The organism is Aestuariibaculum sediminum, assembly GCF_014596945.1.
Lineage (GTDB): Bacteria > Bacteroidota > Bacteroidia > Flavobacteriales > Flavobacteriaceae > Aestuariibaculum > Aestuariibaculum sediminum.
Genome location: NZ_JACVXB010000002.1, coordinates 621061 through 639948, shown reverse-complemented (window position 1 = coordinate 639948; position 18888 = coordinate 621061). Strand labels below are relative to the sequence as shown.

Annotated in this window: 21 protein-coding genes; 2 read left to right on the top strand and 19 right to left on the bottom strand. The window is 33.7% G+C overall.

Going from position 1 to position 18888, the window contains the following annotated elements; translation table 11 throughout:
• Window positions 1-3: 3 nt before the first annotated feature.
• The 3 genes from leuD to ICJ83_RS07470 form a co-directional block, all read right to left on the bottom strand.
• Window positions 4-600 (bottom strand): 3-isopropylmalate dehydratase small subunit, encoded by a 597-nt coding sequence (gene leuD, locus ICJ83_RS07480; RefSeq protein WP_188229752.1) that lies wholly within the window; start codon window positions 598-600, stop codon window positions 4-6.
• 47 nt (window positions 601-647) lie between these two features.
• The gene (gene leuC / locus ICJ83_RS07475) at window positions 648-2042 is read right to left on the bottom strand and encodes a 3-isopropylmalate dehydratase large subunit (RefSeq protein ID WP_188229751.1); all 1395 of its coding nucleotides are present in this window, start codon (window positions 2040-2042) and stop codon (window positions 648-650) included.
• Between the two features lie 327 nt (window positions 2043-2369).
• The gene (locus ICJ83_RS07470; RefSeq protein ID WP_188229750.1) at window positions 2370-2756 is read right to left on the bottom strand and encodes an acyl-CoA thioesterase; all 387 of its coding nucleotides are present in this window, start codon (window positions 2754-2756) and stop codon (window positions 2370-2372) included.
• 157 nt (window positions 2757-2913) lie between these two features.
• Between ICJ83_RS07470 and ICJ83_RS07465 the strand changes: the two genes are divergently transcribed.
• Complete coding sequence (locus ICJ83_RS07465) at window positions 2914-3330, top strand: glyoxalase (protein WP_188229749.1); 417 nt, start codon at window positions 2914-2916, stop codon at window positions 3328-3330.
• Here the strand turns inward: ICJ83_RS07465 and ICJ83_RS07460 are convergent.
• Window positions 3327-4001: a DUF2461 domain-containing protein gene (locus tag ICJ83_RS07460; protein WP_188229748.1), complete on the bottom strand. Its 675-nt coding sequence runs from the start codon at window positions 3999-4001 to the stop codon at window positions 3327-3329. The genes ICJ83_RS07465 and ICJ83_RS07460 overlap by 4 nt on opposite strands.
• 58 nt (window positions 4002-4059) lie before the next feature.
• Window positions 4060-4836: a tRNA pseudouridine synthase A gene (locus ICJ83_RS07455; RefSeq protein ID WP_188229747.1), complete on the bottom strand. Its 777-nt coding sequence runs from the start codon at window positions 4834-4836 to the stop codon at window positions 4060-4062.
• 99 nt (window positions 4837-4935) lie between these two features.
• On the opposite strand from ICJ83_RS07455, the gene ICJ83_RS07450 reads away from it, so the two are divergent.
• Window positions 4936-5352, top strand: coding sequence for a hypothetical protein (locus ICJ83_RS07450; protein ID WP_188229746.1), 417 nt, complete (start codon window positions 4936-4938; stop codon window positions 5350-5352).
• 70 nt (window positions 5353-5422) lie between these two features.
• On the opposite strand, the gene hisIE is transcribed toward ICJ83_RS07450, so the two are convergent.
• The 14 genes from hisIE to ICJ83_RS07380 all read right to left on the bottom strand — a co-directional run bounded on the left by hisIE (window position 5423) and on the right by ICJ83_RS07380 (window position 18885).
• Window positions 5423-6016, bottom strand: coding sequence for a bifunctional phosphoribosyl-AMP cyclohydrolase/phosphoribosyl-ATP diphosphatase HisIE (gene hisIE / locus ICJ83_RS07445; RefSeq protein WP_188229745.1), 594 nt, complete (start codon window positions 6014-6016; stop codon window positions 5423-5425).
• 43 nt (window positions 6017-6059) lie between these two features.
• Window positions 6060-6815 carry an imidazole glycerol phosphate synthase subunit HisF gene (hisF, locus tag ICJ83_RS07440; RefSeq protein WP_188229744.1) on the bottom strand — a complete coding sequence of 252 codons (756 nt, stop codon included), beginning with the start codon at window positions 6813-6815 and terminating at the stop codon, window positions 6060-6062.
• Between the two features lies 1 nt (window position 6816).
• Window positions 6817-7551 (bottom strand): 1-(5-phosphoribosyl)-5-[(5-phosphoribosylamino)methylideneamino]imidazole-4-carboxamide isomerase, encoded by a 735-nt coding sequence (gene hisA / locus ICJ83_RS07435; protein WP_188229743.1) that lies wholly within the window; start codon window positions 7549-7551, stop codon window positions 6817-6819.
• 1 nt (window position 7552) lies between these two features.
• Entirely contained in the window at window positions 7553-8134 is a 582-nt protein-coding gene (gene hisH / locus ICJ83_RS07430; protein WP_188229742.1) for an imidazole glycerol phosphate synthase subunit HisH, read from the bottom strand.
• Complete coding sequence (gene hisB, locus ICJ83_RS07425) at window positions 8135-9271, bottom strand: bifunctional histidinol-phosphatase/imidazoleglycerol-phosphate dehydratase HisB (protein ID WP_188229741.1); 1137 nt, start codon at window positions 9269-9271, stop codon at window positions 8135-8137.
• A gap of 119 nt (window positions 9272-9390) precedes the next feature.
• Entirely contained in the window at window positions 9391-9609 is a 219-nt protein-coding gene (locus ICJ83_RS07420) for a GIY-YIG nuclease family protein (RefSeq protein ID WP_223154637.1), read from the bottom strand.
• Window positions 9610-9635: 26 nt separating this feature from the next.
• Entirely contained in the window at window positions 9636-10679 is a 1044-nt protein-coding gene (gene hisC, locus ICJ83_RS07415) for a histidinol-phosphate transaminase (protein ID WP_188229740.1), read from the bottom strand.
• Window positions 10679-11962 carry a histidinol dehydrogenase gene (gene hisD / locus ICJ83_RS07410; protein WP_188229739.1) on the bottom strand — a complete coding sequence of 428 codons (1284 nt, stop codon included), beginning with the start codon at window positions 11960-11962 and terminating at the stop codon, window positions 10679-10681. The genes hisC and hisD overlap by 1 nt, the downstream gene beginning before the upstream one ends.
• A gap of 28 nt (window positions 11963-11990) precedes the next feature.
• Window positions 11991-12848 carry an ATP phosphoribosyltransferase gene (gene hisG, locus ICJ83_RS07405; RefSeq protein WP_188229738.1) on the bottom strand — a complete coding sequence of 286 codons (858 nt, stop codon included), beginning with the start codon at window positions 12846-12848 and terminating at the stop codon, window positions 11991-11993.
• A 330-nt stretch (window positions 12849-13178) separates the two neighbouring features.
• Entirely contained in the window at window positions 13179-13994 is an 816-nt protein-coding gene (locus ICJ83_RS07400) for a prohibitin family protein (protein WP_188229737.1), read from the bottom strand.
• Window positions 13995-14014: 20 nt separating this feature from the next.
• Window positions 14015-16048, bottom strand: coding sequence for a vWA domain-containing protein (locus ICJ83_RS07395; RefSeq protein ID WP_188229736.1), 2034 nt, complete (start codon window positions 16046-16048; stop codon window positions 14015-14017).
• A gap of 51 nt (window positions 16049-16099) precedes the next feature.
• Window positions 16100-16846 (bottom strand): 3-oxoacyl-[acyl-carrier-protein] reductase, encoded by a 747-nt coding sequence (gene fabG, locus ICJ83_RS07390; protein WP_188229735.1) that lies wholly within the window; start codon window positions 16844-16846, stop codon window positions 16100-16102.
• 154 nt (window positions 16847-17000) lie between these two features.
• Window positions 17001-17873 (bottom strand): succinate--CoA ligase subunit alpha, encoded by an 873-nt coding sequence (gene sucD, locus ICJ83_RS07385; protein ID WP_188229734.1) that lies wholly within the window; start codon window positions 17871-17873, stop codon window positions 17001-17003.
• Between the two features lie 73 nt (window positions 17874-17946).
• Window positions 17947-18885 carry a UDP-3-O-(3-hydroxymyristoyl)glucosamine N-acyltransferase gene (locus ICJ83_RS07380; protein ID WP_188229733.1) on the bottom strand — a complete coding sequence of 313 codons (939 nt, stop codon included), beginning with the start codon at window positions 18883-18885 and terminating at the stop codon, window positions 17947-17949.
• Window positions 18886-18888 lie beyond the last annotated feature (3 nt).

Sequence of the window (18888 nt, the reverse complement as noted above, 5' to 3'; positions counted from 1 at the left end):
GTATTACAGTGGTAAACTTTCTGCAAAGGTTTCAATTTCACCTTTCATGTTTTGTAAATAATCGATGTCGTCAAAGCCATTAAGCATATTGCCTTTTTTGTAGCTATTGATCTCAAAAGATTCTTGTGCACCTGTAGACTTAATTGTAATCGTTTGTTCAGGTAGATTAACTTCAATTTCTGTTTTAGGGTCATCATAAACCGCTGTAAAGATCTGCTCCAAAAATTCTGGGCTCACCTGTACTGGTAATACGCCAATATTTAAACAGTTGTTTTTAAAGATATCAGCAAAAAAGCTTGATACCACACAACGGAATCCATAATCGTAAACTGCCCAGGCAGCATGTTCTCTAGAAGAACCAGAACCAAAGTTCTTTCCTCCCACTAAAATTTTACCTGAATATATAGGATTGTTTAAAACAAAATCCTCTTTTGGTGTATCATCATTATTATATCTCCAGTCGCGAAATAAGTTGTCACCAAACCCTTCACGCTTAGTTGCTTTTAAGAAACGTGCAGGAATAATTTGATCGGTATCTACATTTTCTAACGGTAAAGGAACCGCAGTTGTTGTTAATATATTGAATTTATCGTAAGCCATTTTAATTTCTGTTTTTTTATGTTTAATTATTGATATAAAATCTATAATTATAATAATTCTCTAGGGTCGGTTACTACACCAGTCACTGCCGCTGCTGCCGCTACTAACGGACTAGCAAGTAAGGTTCTTGACCCTGGCCCTTGACGTCCTTCAAAATTTCTGTTTGAGGTACTTACTGCGTATTTACCTGCAGGAATTTTATCGTCATTCATTGCTAAACATGCCGAACATCCTGGTTGTCTTAAGGTAAATCCAGCTTCAGTAATGATATCTAAAATACCTTCCTCTTTAATTTTATCTTCAACTTCATGTGACCCTGGTACTAACCAAGCTGTTACGTGTTCGGCTTTTTTACGCCCTTTTACAATAGAAGCAAAAGCACGGAAATCCTCAATACGACCATTAGTACAACTACCTAAAAACACATAGTCGATTTTCTTGCCAACCATAGCGTCATCTTCCTGATACCCCATATAGTCCAAAGACTTTTTGAAAGTCGCTACACCACCTTCTACAGATTCTGCAGTTGGAATGTGCTTAGAAATACCAATACCCATACCTGGATTGGTTCCATAGGTAATCATTGGCTCGATATCGGCGGCATCTATATTAATTTCTTTATCAAACGTGGCGTCTGATTCCGTTTTTAAGGTTTTCCAGTGTGCTACAGCTTTATCCCAGTCTTCTCCTTTTGGAGAAAGTGGCTTGTCTTTTAAATAATTAAAAGTAGTTTCATCTGGAGCAATCATACCACCGCGGGCCCCCATCTCAATCGATAAGTTACAAACAGTCATACGTCCTTCCATGGTCATATTTTCGAAAACATCACCTGCATACTCAACAAAATAACCAGTAGCTCCTGATGTTGTCAATTGAGAAATAATGTATAATGCCACATCTTTAGGAGTTACCCCTTTGCTTAGTTCGCCATTTACGTTAATACGCATTTTCTTTGGTTTAGGCTGCATGATACACTGCGTAGATAAAACCATCTCAACTTCCGACGTACCTATACCAAAAGCAATAGCGCCGAAAGCACCATGTGTAGAGGTGTGCGAATCTCCACAAACAATTGTAGCTCCTGGAAAAGTAATACCATTTTCAGGACCAACAACGTGAACAATACCATTCTTTTTGTGTCCTAAACCCCAGTGGCTAATACCATATTCGTTAGAGTTTTCTTCTAAAGCTTTTAATTGGTTAGCAGATAACGGATCTTCAACCGGTAAATGCTGGTTAATAGTTGGTGTGTTATGGTCTGCTGTAGCAAAAGTACGCTCTGGGTATAATACTTTTAATCCTCTGTTTTTTAACCCAAGAAATGCCACAGGACTTGTAACTTCATGAATAAAATGACGATCGATAAAAAACACATCTGGTCCACCTTCAATTTTCCTTACAACATGTGAATCCCATACTTTGTCAAACAATGTCTTGCTCATAATTATATATCTCTAAATTTTAGTTTTAAATCCTAGCGAATCGCTATAGTATATGGTTTTTTAACCAAGGCAGACAAAGTTAACAAATACTCTAATTTTTTTAGCATTTACTAAAACATAAGGTGCATCGCTAAGATATTTTTATAGGATTATTAAAGAAGATGATATAAATCGACGATTTTTTAATAGAATCGCAAAATTGCTTTGGAAATTTTAATAGCTATTTTAACCAATAATAGGGATTTATATAGCTATAAGCTAACGACTAAATTAAAAACCACTTTTTAAGGCCGTTTTGACCTTTCTTTATTCCGGCATATAACCGTATTACTTTAGTCGATCTGCTACATATTCAACTTCAGTTTTACCGTGTGGTTTAGCTTTTCCGTCTTCTCCTAAATTCACCATTACAATATTAGAAATCGTAATAATCGTTTCATGAGTCATTTTGTTTCTTACTTCACAACTTAATACTAGTGATGCTCTTCCAAAATTAACTACTTCAATACCGATTTCAACAATATCGCCTTGCTTTGCAGAAGCTTTAAAATCTATTTCACTCATGTATTTGGTAACCACTTTTTGGTTTTCAAGTTGAATAATGGTATACAAAGCAGCCTCTTCGTCAATCCATTCTAAAAGTCGCCCTCCAAATAAGGTGGCATTTGCGTTTAAATCTTCTGGTTTTACCCATTTCCTGGTGTGAAATTTCATGTATGCTTTTTTTTTAAGTGAGATTAGTTTTTACTTTGAATTTACCCTATGAAATTAAAATAAAAATATGAGTTGTTAATAAACTCGTTAACAATTAATAGTATTCTCAATAAATCGAGCATTTATATTCAATACATTTAATAAAACCTTTACAATTATGGATTCTAGACAACTTAATTTAACGAAAATTCGACCTGAATTTAAAACCACTACCATAAATGATCATATGAGTAGTGACGAACGTTTTCAGAATTTAGTATTGCGACCTCTCGTAAAATTTCAGAGCAATTTATTGAATGAAGTTTTTATTAACTACGTAACAAAACACAAAAATGTATTTTACAGTTTAACTTTAGAAAAACGTATTGATTACATTGAAAATGCCATTATTAAGGATATGAAATTTAGAAATTCCTTAAAAGGTATGATTATCGGATTATTTACTGTGGAAGAATATTTAATTTATATTCAAAATTCATCAGCCTTAAACAAACGGATGATGAACTTAGTAAAACAACGATTAATTGACAATATTCAGGTTTTTGAAAAACCTGAAATCTTAAAAGCTATTTAAATTAAAGATTCACCATTTAAATCGGTGGTAAGCACATCGCTCATATAATCAAAATATGGGCGAATTGCTTTAAACGACATATTAATGTCTTCAATAAAATTAGAAGATAAAACCTGTTCATCTGTATATTTTTTAATAAAAATATGCTGCTTTTTCTTTATTAAATCAATGTTTTCATGCGTTTTACTAAATCCTTTTGGCGCTGTTTTTACCTCTTCGCCTTGTAGTTCTCCCCAGATTTCAGTAAACTGCTTATCCTGTAAAATATCTCTCATTTCCGAAGCATCCATTTCAAATTCTTTACGAATTCGAAGTAAATCTGCTGGTTCTGGTTGCCAAAACCCGGTAGCGATAAAACTTTCGTTGTTTGGTTGAATATGCACATAATAACCACCACGCAATTGGGGTTTTACACGATGAAATGAACCTCCGAAATGGGTTTTATATGGTAGTTTGTTTTTTGAAAAGCGAACGTCACGATAAATTCTGAATATTTTTAATTTATCGATATCATCATGTGTTTTTAAATGCTCTAAAACCTCGTTATAAAAGCTTTTAATATCTTTTTCAATGGATTTGAATTCCTTTTTATGTTCATTAAACCAGTCACGATTATTATTTTTTTCTAATTTTTTAAAAAATTCAAAAACATTTTTGGATACTAGCCTCATAACAGTTTCTATTTAATGAAATAATTATTCAAGTTCTAAAATTACTAAAGCATATCTGTTATTCAAATTCTATTTTATTAAGAATTAAACCAGAAGCAGGAGCAATATATTCCATTTTTACGAAAACATCTTGCTGAAGACTATACTTAATATCCTCTAGGGTCAATTTATTTTTACCTAAATCGATTAAAGTTCCCATCATCAATCTAATTTGATTTCTCATGAAACCTTTTCCTTTGACTCTAAGAACATAGGATTTCTCTGGAAAGTAATTTGCTGTATACATATTATTTTCAACGATTTCGCAAGTCAAAATTTCCCTGTTATAGATCCCATTATCCGTAGGCTTAAAACAATACGATTTAAAATAATGTTCACCTTGAAACAGTTTGGCTCCTTCTTTCATTAATTCAATATCTAAATCGTCAAGTATGGTAGTCATAATAGGGGCACAAAACGGATGACATTTTTCACCAAATGTAAATAAATATAAGTATTCCTTTATTTTAGAATGATTGATAATATTGAATTTAGCATCAACCTCTCTTATATTTAAGGCACGAATATCTTGCGGCAGGTTGTAATTAAATAACTCTAAAAAGACATGCATATCCTCTAGAGGCTCCGATAAAAATAATTCAAACGCAGCACACTCTGCAGACACCATGGCATCCGTACGGCCTGAGCTCAAGCTTTTAAATGGCTTTCCTTGTAATACAAAATTTAAGGTGCGATCAACCATAAGGTGTAAGGTTTTTACATCCGGTTGCTTTTGCCAACCATGAAATCGATACCCTAAATATTGAATATTTATAACGTAAAAATACTTTTTCATCACTTTATGTAATAGGCGGGCAAAGTAAACTTATTTTATTAGTTATGACAAAATTTTTATAAATTGTGTAGTACAAATTGAAACCAACAAACTGTAATTATGAAAAATACTAAACAAAAGCCTCCTTTTTGGTTTTGGGTTGTGTGCGCCATTGCCTTATTATGGAATTTTATGGGGGTTGATCAATATTTAGGTCAAGCTTTTAAAACGGATCGCTGGAAGGCGTCTATGACGACCGAGCAAATAGAATTGGCCGCTACACTTCCACCCTGGCTAACCGCAGCTTTTGCTATAGCAGTGTTTACAGCCACTATTGGCTCAATGGGTTTGTTTCTTAGAAAAAAATGGTCGTATGGTTTATTGGTTATTTCTTTAGTAGCAGTTGTTATTCAAATGGGTTATTTTTTAATACAAGGACACACTGATAATTTAGGAATGACATTAAGTATCATTGGATTTGCAGCTTTTTTAGTATGGTTTTCCAAAAAAGCCATAGCAAAACGATGGATCGTTTAGACATAAAAGATTATATCAAACCATGAATAAAAAGGTATTAGAAAACTCTAATACCTTTTTATTTATTTATTTATTTATGCCTTCCTTTAAGTTCCTTTTCAATATCCTTTAAGGTGAAACCCTTAGCCTGAAGCAACATGAGGTAGTGAAACAATAAATCGGCAGATTCATAAAGAAACAGCTCGTCATTGTTATCCATCGCCTCTATAACCGTTTCAACAGCTTCCTCTCCCACTTTTTGAGCCACTTTGTTAATACCTTTTTCAAATAAACTCGCAACATAAGATGTATTCGTATCTTTGTTCTCAACGCGCTCTTTTATAACATTTTCTAAAGTTGAAAAGAAACCGTAAGTTGATATGTTTTTTTCGCCCCAACAATTGTCTGTGCCTTTATGACAAGTAGGTCCTTGAGGGTTTACTTGAATCAACAGCGTATCGTTATCACAATCATTTTTGATTGAAACCAGATTTAAAAAATTTCCACTTTCTTCACCCTTAGTCCACAAACGCTTTTTACTTCTACTATAAAAAGTGACTTTTTGAGTTTCTAAAGTCTTTTCATAAGCTTCAGCATTCATATACCCCAACATTAAAACTGTTTTCGATATAGCGTCTTGGATTATAGCTGGAACAAGTCCGTCATTATCATATTTTATAGTCATGATTTTTAAATTTATAAGTACTGAAGCAGGTTCAGTATAGCGGCTAAAGCCGTACTTCTATATTATGTTCTTTTAATTCTTTCTTCAATTTAGGAATAGGTATTTCTCCAAAGTGAAAAACACTGGCAGCTAAAGCTGCATCAGCTTTTCCTTCTTTAAAAGTATCTACAAAATGCTGCACATTACCAGCTCCACCAGAAGCTATTATTGGAATATTTAATTCTTCGGAAAGTTTTGCTAAAGCTTCATTTGCAAATCCGTTTTTTGTGCCATCGTGATCCATAGAAGTAAATAAAATTTCACCTGCACCACGTTCTTCTACCTCTTTAGCCCATTCAAATAAATCTATATCAGTCGGAATACTTCCTCCAGCTAAATGCACTTTCCATTTTCCATCAATTTGTTTGGCATCAATGGCAACAACGACACACTGACTTCCAAATTTATCAGCCAATTCGTTCACCAAATCCGGGCGCTTTACAGCCGATGAATTAATAGATACTTTATCGGCACCTGATTGTAGCAAGGCATCAACGTGTTCAACCGAAGAAATCCCTCCACCAACAGTAAACGGAATATTAACCTGTTCCGCCACGCGTAAAACCATATCTAGAGTAGTCCCACGCCCTTCTAAGGTGGCCGATATATCTAAAAAAACTAATTCATCGGCACCAACTTCTGCATATTGCTTAGCTAATTCCACTGGATCTCCTGCATCACGTAAATCCACAAAATTAACACCCTTCACGGTACGACCATTTTTAATATCAAGACAGGGAACAATTCGTTTTGTTAGCATATTATACAAATTTTTCAAGTTGTTTTAAGGTAATTCTATTTTCATAAATAGCTTTTCCTATAATAACCCCTTCACAACCAATTTCTTTTAACACAGGTAATTCTTCGATAGTTGAAATACCTCCTGAGGCAATTAGTTTAATAGATTGTCCATTGCTTGCATTGGAGCATTTTTCAATAATTTGTTTATAGAGTTCAACTGAAGGGCCTTGTAACATGCCGTCCTTTGAAATATCGGTACAAATTACATACTGAATGCTCTTTTTCTGATATCCTTGAATAAACGGAATTAATTCTTCATTACTATCTTCCTGCCACCCACTTATTGCAATTTTACCATTATTACTATCGGCACCTAAAATGATTTTTTCAGACCCGTATTTAGAAATCCAACCCTCGAAGGTTTTGGCGTCTTTTACTGCGATACTTCCGCCCGTAATTTGTCTAGCTCCCGAATTGAATGCGATGTGTAAATCTTCATTGGTTTTTAATCCGCCACCAAAATCTATCTTTAAATTTGTTTTCGATGTGATTTGCTCAAGCACCTTGTAATTAACAATATGCTGGGCTTTTGCACCATCTAAATCTACTAAATGTAAGTATTGAATTCCTGCATCTTCAAACATTTTAGCGACTTCTAATGGATTCTCGTTATATATTTTCTTTGTGTCATAATCACCTTTTGTTAGTCGGACACATTTTCCATCTATAATATCTATGGCTGGTATAATTCTCATATTAAAGTTCTAAAAAGTTTTTTAAAAGTTGTTCTCCTGCTAAGCTACTCTTTTCCGGATGAAACTGCACACCATAAAAGTTTTTATGTTGTAATGCCGAAGCATAGTTTATACCATAATCGGTTGTTGATATGGTTTCTGGGCAGTGTTCAGCGTAATAACTGTGGACGAGGTACATGTATTCTTTTTCTTTAATACCTTTAAAAAGATTAGATTTTAAATCTTTAATAACATTCCAACCCATTTGAGGTACTTTAACGGAATCTTCAAAGCGTTTTACAACCGTTTTAAAAACGCCTAATCCTTTAGTATTCCCTTCTTCAGTAAATTCACAAAGCAACTGCATCCCCAAGCAAATTCCTAAGACAGGCTGTTTTAATTTAGGGATAAGTTTATCAAGACCAGCTTCTTGCAGCATAGCCATAGCGCTACTTGCTTCACCTACACCAGGAAATATAATTTTATCGGCAGCCAGGATTTCCTCTGGGTTATCAGATAATATAGCATCTACTCTCAGTCTCTTAAAAGCAAATTGTATGCTTTTAATATTTCCGGCTCCATAATTTATAATAACTAATTTCATTTACAACATACCTTTTGTTGATGGTAAAAACATTTTATTCGCATCACGTTTTACCGCCATTTTCATGGCTTTTGCAAAAGCTTTAAAAATACCTTCAATTTTATGATGTTCGTTTACACCTTCTGCTTTTATATTTAAATTACATTTTGCGCCATCGGTAAAGGATTTAAACAAATGAAAAAACATTTCGGTTGGCATATCTCCTATTTTTTCACGTTTAAATTCGGCATCCCATTCCAGCCAGTTTCTTCCACCAAAATCAACAGCGACCTGAGCTAAACAGTCGTCCATTGGCAAACAGAAACCATAACGTTCAATACCCAGTTTATTTCCTAATGCTTTATTAAATACTTCGCCTAAAGCAATCATTGTGTCTTCGATAGTATGATGCTCGTCAACCTCCAGATCGCCATCTACTTTTATGGTTAAATCCATAGCACCGTGACGACCAATCTGGTCTAACATGTGATCGAAAAAGGATAAGCCTGTTTCAATCTCGTTTTTACCAGATCCATCTAAATTTAATTTAATATAAATTTTAGTTTCGTTGGTGTTTCTGGTAATTTCAGCAACACGATCTTTCAGTTTTAAAAACTCGTAGATTTCTTTCCAATCGGTTGATGTTAATGCAATAGCATCGTAAATATCCTGTTTAGAGGTTTCGATTTCATCAGCGCCCAAATTAGGATCCTCAGATAAATAAATACCTTTTGCGCCCAAATTTTTGGCCAACTCCATGTCGGTAATGCGATCACCTAAAACAAATGAGTTTTCTAAATCGTAATCTTCAGAAAAATATTTTGTCAAAAGCCCTGTTCTTGGCTTGCGAGTTGGAGCATTTTCGTGGGGGAACGTTTTGTCAATGTGTATATCTGAAAATTCAACACCTTCTTTAGCAAAGGCATTAATAATTTTGTTTTGTGCCGGCCAGAAGGTATCCTCAGGAAAGGAATCGGTTCCTAAACCATCCTGATTGGTTACCATGACTAATTCGTAATCTAATTCGTTGGCAATTTTTGCCATATATTGAAATACTTTAGGGTAGAATTCCAGTTTTTCTAAGCTGTCTAGCTGATAATCTACTGGTGGTTCTAAAACCAAAGTACCGTCGCGGTCTATAAATAATACTTTTTTCATGATTAACTTGTTAATCAAACCTGAATTTATTTCAGGTTCTTTTTAATTTAAATCTAAGGTTTTTAAAGAAGGATTAAATTCTTTTACGAGATTCAATTTCCACTCTTTTTTCCAGTTTTTTAATTGTTTTTCTCTTTGTTTTGCTTTACTTTTTTTTCCGAAAATTCTTCAAAATAAACTAATCCAGTAACGTTATATTTTTTTTTAAAAAGTGCTCCATTACCATTTAGATGTTGATTTATTCTATTCTTTAAATTCTCAGTATAACCAATGTACAACACAGTTCTGTTCTTGTTGCTTAATATGTAACAGTAATATTTAAAATTACCTTTGTTCATTCATTCTATGGGTTCCTGAAACAAGTTCAGGATTTCGATATTAGTAAAAATGCTTTTACCAATATCTCATTCTCATCAGCCGTACCAACTGTTAAACGCAAGGTGTTTTCACAGCCGGGCTGCGTTGTTCTGTTTCTAATAACAATACCTTTTTCGATTAATTGATTGTAACGTTTGTTGGCATCGTCTACCTTTACCAAGACAAAATTGGCATCGGTTGGGTATATTTTTGAAATAAAATCTATAGATTTTAAAGCATCAATTAATTTCTCACGTTCTAACAGAATGTCTGTAATTTGTTTTTCAGCTAAACCTTTAACATTTAATAATTCCAGAGCTTTTTTTTGTGTTAGCTCGTTAATATTATAAGGCGGTTTTATAGCGTTTAAAACTGAAATAATTTCTGCTGAGGCATAACAAATACCTAAACGAATACCCGCCATGGCATAAGCTTTTGAAACGGTTTGCGTTACGATTAAATTTGGAAAATTGTTTAATCTTGACACCCAACTTTCTTCTTTTGAAAAATCGATATAAGCTTCATCAATGACCACAATTCCTTTAAATTCGGAAACTAATCTTGTAATAGCTTCAGAATAAAAACTATTTCCCGAAGGATTGTTTGGCGAACAGATAAAAAGAAGTTTACTGTTTTTATCAACAGTACTTAAAATCTCATCTACTTTAGGCTGAAAATTGTTATCTAAGTTCACTTTTTTAATGACTATGGCGTTTAAATTGGCCAATACTTCGTACATGCCGTAGGTTGGCGGCAAGGTAATTACATTGTCCTGATTTGGCTCGCAAAAAGCGCGGTATATTAAATCGAGTACTTCATCACTCCCATTTCCAAACATAATATTTTCAACAGATACTCCTTTTAATTCCGACCACAGCGATTTTAACTCACGTTGTAATGGATCTGGATAACGATTCACACCATTTTCAAAGGGATTTTCATTTGCATCTAAAAACACCATGTTATCTGTTGCTCCTTGAAATTCATCACGAGCAGAACTGTATGGTTTTAAAGCCTTAATAGTAGGTCTTAATAAATCTTTTATATCCATTATTCAATATCTTTTAATCGAATTGAAACGGCATTTTTATGCGCTTGTAATCCTTCTGCTTCTGCCATTTGCTCTATAGTATTTCCTATATTTAACAAACCTTCTTTTGATATTTTTTGAAAGGTCATACTCTTTTGAAAACTATCTAAATTAACACCCGAATACGCTTTAGAGAAACCATTAGTTGGCAAGGTATGATTCGTGCCTGATGCATAATCGCCAGCACTTTCTGGCGTGTAATCTCCTACAAAAACCGAACCCGCATTGGCTATACCGTTAATGTAAAATTCTTCATTTTTCGTGCAAATGATAAAATGTTCGGGACCGTATTCGTTTATTAACTCTAAAGCTAAATCATCATTTTCAACAAAAATAAGTTTAGAATTAGCGATAGATTTTTCAGCAATCGCTTTACGCGGAAGTACATCTAGTTGCTTTTCAACTTCATTTAACACCTTACTTATCAATTCTTTCGAAGTAGACACCAAAATAACCTGACTATCAGTGCCGTGTTCGGCCTGACTTAATAAATCTGAAGCTATGTAAGCTGGATTTCCGTTGCTATCCGCAACAACAAGTAACTCACTCGGGCCAGCTGGCATATCAATAGCCACACCAAATTTGGTTGCCAACTGTTTCGCTACTGTTACAAACTGATTTCCAGGTCCGAAAATTTTATAAACCTTCGGAATAATATCCGTTCCAAACGTTAGTCCAGCGATAGCTTGAATACCTCCTACTTTTATAATTTTAGTTACACCACATAGTTGCGCTGCAAACAAAATTTCGTTGGCCAATTTGCCTTCTTTATTTGGTGGAGAACACAAAACTATGTCTTTGCAACCCGCTATTTGAGCAGGTACCGCTAGCATTAAAACCGTAGAAAATAAGGGCGCCGTGCCTCCAGGAATATATAAACCTACTTTTTCAATAGGGCGTTTTTCCTGCCAACAAGAAACACCATTAGTGGTTTCAACGTCAACTTTATCAGTTTTTTGTGCTTTATGAAACGTTTCAATATTTTGTTTCGCCTGAATGATGGCATTTTTTAAATTTTCTGATACGGCATTGACTGCTTCTCGAATTTCTTCTTCTGAAACTACGTTGCATGTCAAATCAACACCATCAAACTGTGTGGTAAACTTTTTTATAGCGGCATCACCTTCTATTCGAACCTTATTAAAAATCATGTTTACCGTGGTTTCAATATCATCAACGGTTTGTGTTGGTCGTTTTAATACCGTTAACCAATCTGCTCTATCTAGATTATTTATTACCTGCATTATATCTTTATTTAAAACAAGTTAGGTATTAAAGTACCATTTTTTCGATTGGACAAACCAAAATGCCTTGCGCTCCCTTGGCCTTCAGTTCATCGATAACGTCCCAAAATTCATTTTTACTAATTACCGAGTGCACAGAACTCCATCCTTCTTCAGCCAACGGTAAAACCGTAGGACTCTTCATTCCTGGTAATACATTTATGATATCCTGAACTTTGTCGTTCGGTGCATTTAATAATACATATTTAGATTCTCGACCTTTTAAAACCGACTGTATTCTGAATTGAATTTTATCTAAAATAGCTTGCTTTTCCTTGGTTAATACTGGCGAAACAGCTAATACAGCTTCCGATTTTAGTAAAGTTTCCACTTCCTTCAAATTATTCTTAAACAAGGTACTTCCACTGGAAACGATATCACAAATAGCTTCTGCTAAACCAATATTAGGGGCAATTTCAACGGACCCATTAATAATATGAATATTTGCCGAAATCCCCTTGCTATCTAAATATTTTTGAACCGTATTAGGATAAGAAGTAGCAATACGCTTACCTTCTAAATCGGTTAATCCGTTATATTTCATGGTTTTTGGCACAGCAATACATACTCGGCAAGATGAAAACCCTAGTTTTTCAGCAATGCCAATACCTTCACCTTTTTCAATCAATACATTTTCACCAATAATTGCAACATCTACAACACCGTCTTTTAAGTATTGTGGGATATCGCCATTACGTAGATAAAAAACCTCTACAGGGAAGTTTTTAGCTAAGGCTTTCAATTGATCTTTTCCATTGTCGATAGAAATACCAATACTTTTTAGTAATTCCATAGATTCGTCGTGTAAACGACCAGCTTTTTGTACTGCAATTCGTAATTTACTCATTAGTTTTTTCTTTTTTTATGAGTTTAAGACCATTAGTTGGTTTAAATAAAAAACCCGCTTGATGGTCTCAAACGGGTTCTAAAATATGTTGAATTTATTCAATACATTTTCAGTTCGCTTGAGAGCAAATTTGAAAATGATGATGATGGTTTTGAATAAATTTCATGAAAAATCTTTATTTCGTTTCACAAATATTTCAAATAAATAGTTAGTATTCCAAATAAAGTGACTCTTTTTTTTTAGTATTTAACTTTTAAAAATTTATATAAGTTTCTTTTAACTAATTTTCAAAATATAAATACTAAACTCGAAAATATTATAATCTAACGGTTACTGATTTCCTAAAATAATAGGCATTCCACTATCTCCTGAACCAATAACAATAACTTTACTATTTGGTGATTCTGATAGTTTCACGGTTGCTTCAATACCTTTATCTTGTAATATTTTATCGGTTAACGAAGCGCTTAATATTCTATTAGCATCGGCCTTTCCTTGAGCTTCAATAATTACCTTTTCGGCTTCTTTTTGAGCAGTTACTAATCTAAATTCGTACTCTAAAGATTCTTGTTCTTGTTTTAGTTTGCGCTCAATAGCATCTTTAATCGTTGGAGGTAAAGTTACGTCTCTAACTAAAACCTCATTGAGCTGAATATATTGACCGTCAACAATCTTTTGAGTTTCTTCAAAGATTTCCTGCTGAATTGCATCACGCTTACTCGAGTACAATTGTTCAGGTGTGTAGCGACCCACGACACTACGTGCAGCAGAACGAATAGCCGGTAATAGTACCCGATCGATATATTGCTCACTTTTTTCCTGATGAAGTTTACCTAATTGGTCGTATTTAGGTTGAAACCAAACTGAAGCCTCCAACTTAATATCTAACCCGTTAGATGATAACACATTCATTTTTTCTAATTTTTCTTGCTGACGTACTTCATAAAGAAACACTTTATTCCACGGTGCTACGATATGAAATCCTTCATTTAATGGCGGTTCGTCGGTTACTACACCTCCACCAAAAGTTTTATATAAAACTCCAGCTTCTCCAGAACCAATGGTTACTGTTGATTTCGATAATATTATGATGATAACAATCACTACAAATACAATTGGTAGTGCAATTTTTGGTAATTTTTCCATGTATAAATTTATATTTAAGTTTAAATTAATCCGTTATATTTTCTTAAAAACCATTCCGCGCTTAAACAAATAGCTATAATAGCCAATAAATACGACCAGTCTATTAAGGGGCTACTATTTTTATGACTCTTTTGAATGGTTTGATATCTACTATCGTTTATTATATCTTCAATAATATTATTGGCTCTATCTATAAAATAGGATTTTCCTTTACTATTAGAAGCTAACTGTTGGAGTTTTGTTACATCGGCGTTTAAAAACTGCTCTTCAACATTATAATCTAATATTGTAAAACGTCCTGATTTAGATATATTTGCTCCTTCTGCTTTAACTGTAAAATTATAATCTGACGGAGGTAAACTACTCAAATTCACCTCATAACTATTATTTTTTAAAATAAGCGGAAAAGTTTGAGAACGTTTAGTATCGCTATTTGTTACAATAATATTCAGCATTTCACGCGTATCGAACATGTAATTTTTATCGAAATATTCCGCAGAAATTACTATGCCATTAGACCCATTATAAAAAGCATCATATTCGATGTTTAATCTACTTTTTAATTTATTAGATGCCAAATATTGAACCAGTTTATTTATAAAATTATCAAAGTCATTAAAACTTTTACTATGCACATAACTATGAGCTCGCCATTGCCAAATATTTTCTCCTAATAATAATGCTTCTCGCCTACCTTGTTGCTCAAGAGTTAACAACAAAGGTTCATTTACTTCGACACCATTTAAAGTCTTTGATAAAATGGTCTCATATGGCGCCAAAGGAATCAAAGAACTGTAATTCGAAAATAACGGCGGTAAATTTTTAAAATCGATATCTTCAACTAAAAAGGGTGTGTAATTTTTATTTAAAGCTGCTTGGTAATTTTCGGTGTTTCCTGTAATTTCAAATTCGAAACTTTTAGCGTATTCATTTAAAAAAACAAGATCGGTTTTAGGACCTGTAATAATGAATCGATTTTTATTATTCTTATTTAATGCCTCAAAAATATGTTTAAACTTATTATTTGGCTGATATAAAATAAATAATTGATAATCATTTATTTGTGAAATATCTAGATTTGATTTTAAAATTGAAACCGATCGCTGTTCATTACTTTCAATACTCTTTTTAAAAGCACCTAAATCTGGATGAATAACATCACTTATAATTGCTATTTTTGTCTTTTGATCAATGACTTCGACTGCAAAATTCTTAGAATTATTTACCTTATTTTTTTCAGTACTCAATACTTCTAAATGTGCTTTATAAACTTGCGCCCCAACTTGATTTGCAGGTAATGTAAAATTAATAACAGTGGAGTTTTTCTCTTTTGAGAATGTTATATTTTGACTATACACAACTGTATTTCCCTTTGTAATTGAAAATTTAGAATTTACTGATGTATTTCCATTATATACTAAAATAGCTTCAACTGGAAATTTGTTTCTTAAATAAGCGTATTTATTTACATTAAGTTGCTCTATTTTTAAATCGGTATAGGATACCGTATCTCCTAAAATAACAGGGTAAATGGGGTGTTTGTAATCGTTATATGCATATGCATAGTTATTACCATAGGTTTGGTTTCCATCTGTTATTAAAATTGTTGGCGCATTATTATGCTTGTAAATTTGATCTAATTTAGAAAACGCCTGGTTTATATTTGTTTCTTTTTCATTAAAAGATATAGAATCGGAACGTTTTAAATCGCTACCAAAAAGGTAAGTGTTTACATTAAACTTATTCCGAATTAATTTGTCGCTTGTAATTTTATTAATTAATTCTTTTGCCTTAACATCTTGCTTCAAATAAGATACAGAAGCAGAATTATCTAAAGCTATAACTAATTCTGGTTTTTCTAAAGTAATTACGTTTTGGTGGAATTTAGGATTAATTAAGAGTAATAAAATGGAAAAAACAGTGATAAAGCGCAAAAACAAAAAAAGCATGTTTAAAGTAGACATGCTTTTTTTGTTTTTAAAATACTGAAAACCTGCTATAACGATAGCAGCTATTCCAGCACCAATAATGTACAACAGAGTTTCAGAACTCATTAAATAATTTTAAATTTTCAAAATAGTATTTACTTGCACGCGGTAACTTGATTAGGTTAGCATTCCACCATCAACGTTTAGAGTTTGACCTGTAACATAGGCACTCATATCACTTGCTAGGAACACACAAACATTAGCAACATCTTCAGGCGTGCCTCCACGTTTTAATGGAATTCCAGCTCTCCAGCCTTTAACAACTTCCTCATCTAATTTAGCCGTCATTTCGGTTTCAATAAAACCAGGAGCAACTACGTTACTACGGATGTTTCGCGAACCTAATTCTAGAGCTACAGATTTAGAAAAACCTATAATACCAGCTTTTGAAGCTGCATAATTGGTTTGTCCTGCATTTCCTTTAACACCAACAACAGAACTCATATTAATAATAGAACCTTTTCGTTGTTTTAACATGGTACGCTGAACAGCTTTTGTCATGTTGAAAACAGATTTTAAATTCACTTCAATTACTGTATCGAAATCCTCTTCAGAAATACGCATTAACAAATTATCTTTGGTAATACCTGCATTATTAATTAATACATCAATACTCCCGAACTCGGCAACAACGTCGTCCGCTAGTTTTTGAGCTTCTTCAAAGCTTGCAGCGTTACTTTTATAACCTTTCGCTTTTACACCTAAATCATTTAATTCTTTTTCCAATTCGTTAGCAGCTTCAACAGACGAACTGTATGTGAATGCAATATTTGCACCCTGCGCAGCAAAAACCTGCGCAATACCTCTACCAATACCTCTACTCGCTCCAGTGATAATGGCGGTTTTACCTTCTAATAATTTCATGTGAATATGTTAAATTTATATCTACAAACCCCGTTTACAACAAGGTGTATGTTATGGTTGCTTTCTTATCAAATTCAAATATAATAAATACAAGTTGCAACAAATAAAAAACCTCACAAATAATTGCGAGGTTTTCCTAATATGTTTACAGAGATTACCCTAATACTTCAGCAACTTTTTTACCGATTTCGGCAGGAGAATCCACGACGTGAATCCCACATTCTCTCATAATTTTCTTTTTTGCTTGAGCTGTATCATCGCTACCACCTACAATAGCACCCGCGTGCCCCATTGTACGTCCAGCAGGAGCAGTTTCACCAGCGATAAAACCAACTACTGGCTTTTTACTTCCGCTTTCTTTATACCATTTAGCTGCATCGGCTTCCAATTGACCGCCAATTTCTCCAATCATTACCACAGCTTCAGTTTCAGGGTCATTTATTAATAATTCTACTGCTTCTTTAGTTGTAGTTCCAATAATTGGATCACCGCCAATACCGATAGCAGTTGTTATTCCTAATCCTTGTTTTCCAACTTGATCAGCTGCTTCATATGTTAATGTTCCTGATTTAGAAACAATTCCAACCTTACCTTGCTTAAACACAAAACCTGGCATAATTCCTACTTTTGCTTCACCTGGAGTAATAACTCCTGGACAGTTAGGACCAATTAAGCGACAGTCTTTGTTTTTAATATAGTTTGATGCCGTAATCATATCTGCTACAGGAATACCTTCAGTAATAGTAATGATTACTTTAATGCCTGCATCAGCAGCTTCCATAATAGCATCAGCAGCAAAAGCTGGTGGTACAAAAATAATAGTAGTATCGGCTCCTACCTGCTCAACAGCATCTTTAACTGTATTAAAAACAGGTTTATCTAAGTGTGTTTGACCACCTTTACCTGGAGTTACACCTCCCACTACGTTGGTTCCGTATTCAATCATTTGGCTAGCATGGAAAGTACCTTCACTTCCAGTAAAACCCTGAACTATTATTTTTGAATCTTTGTTTACTAAAACACTCATTTTTTATTTATTATTTTGAATAAAGCTGCACAAAAATATAGTTTTTAAACATACTTTTAGCAGTCTTTTTAATTTATTTTTTAGTTTTTAATTCTTCCAAAATTTTTGGAATTTGCTTTACTAGAGCTAATCCCTTTAGGTGTTCTTTGGCTTCTTGAGCAGGAGTACCCCAATAGGTTTTTCCTCCTGGTAAAGACTTACTAATTCCTGATTGAGCATGAACTACAGCATTGGCTCCAATGGTAATACCGCTTGCGCAGCCCACTTGCCCCCAAATTGTAGCTTCATCTTCAATGACAACACAACCAGCAATACCAGCTTGCGAAGCGATTAAACACTTTTTACCTACAACTGTATCGTGTCCAATTTGAATCAGATTATCAAGCTTAGAGCCTTCGCTGATGCGTGTATCACCGGTAACCCCTCTATCGATTGTACAGCTAGCTCCAATATCAACATTATTTTCGATTACCACTCGTCCACTAGAAAGTAATCTATCGAAGCCTTCAGGACGCTTTTTATAATAAAAAGCATTAGCCCCCAAAACTGTATTGGCATGTATTGTAACGTTATCTCCTATTACAGTATCATCATAAATACTTACATTAGAATGAATTACACAATTTTTTCCAATAATAACATTATGACCAACAAATACATTGGGCTGAATGATAGTGCCTGCCCCAATTTTAGCTGACTCTGAAATTAGACTTTCTGCTACTTTAAACGGCTTGAATTGCTGTGTAAGTTTATTGAAATCTCTAAATGGGTCATCACTAACCAGTAAAGCCTTGCCTTCAGGACAAGAAACTTCTTTATTAATTAAAATAATGGTAGCTGCAGAATTTAAAGCTTTGTCGTAGTATTTCGGGTGATCGACAAAAACAATATCTCCTGTCTCGACAACATGAATTTCATTCATCCCTAAAACAGGAAAATCGTCTTGACCAACATAATCGCAATCGATTAATTGAGCGATTTGTTTTAATGTATGTGGTTTTGGGAATTTCAAATT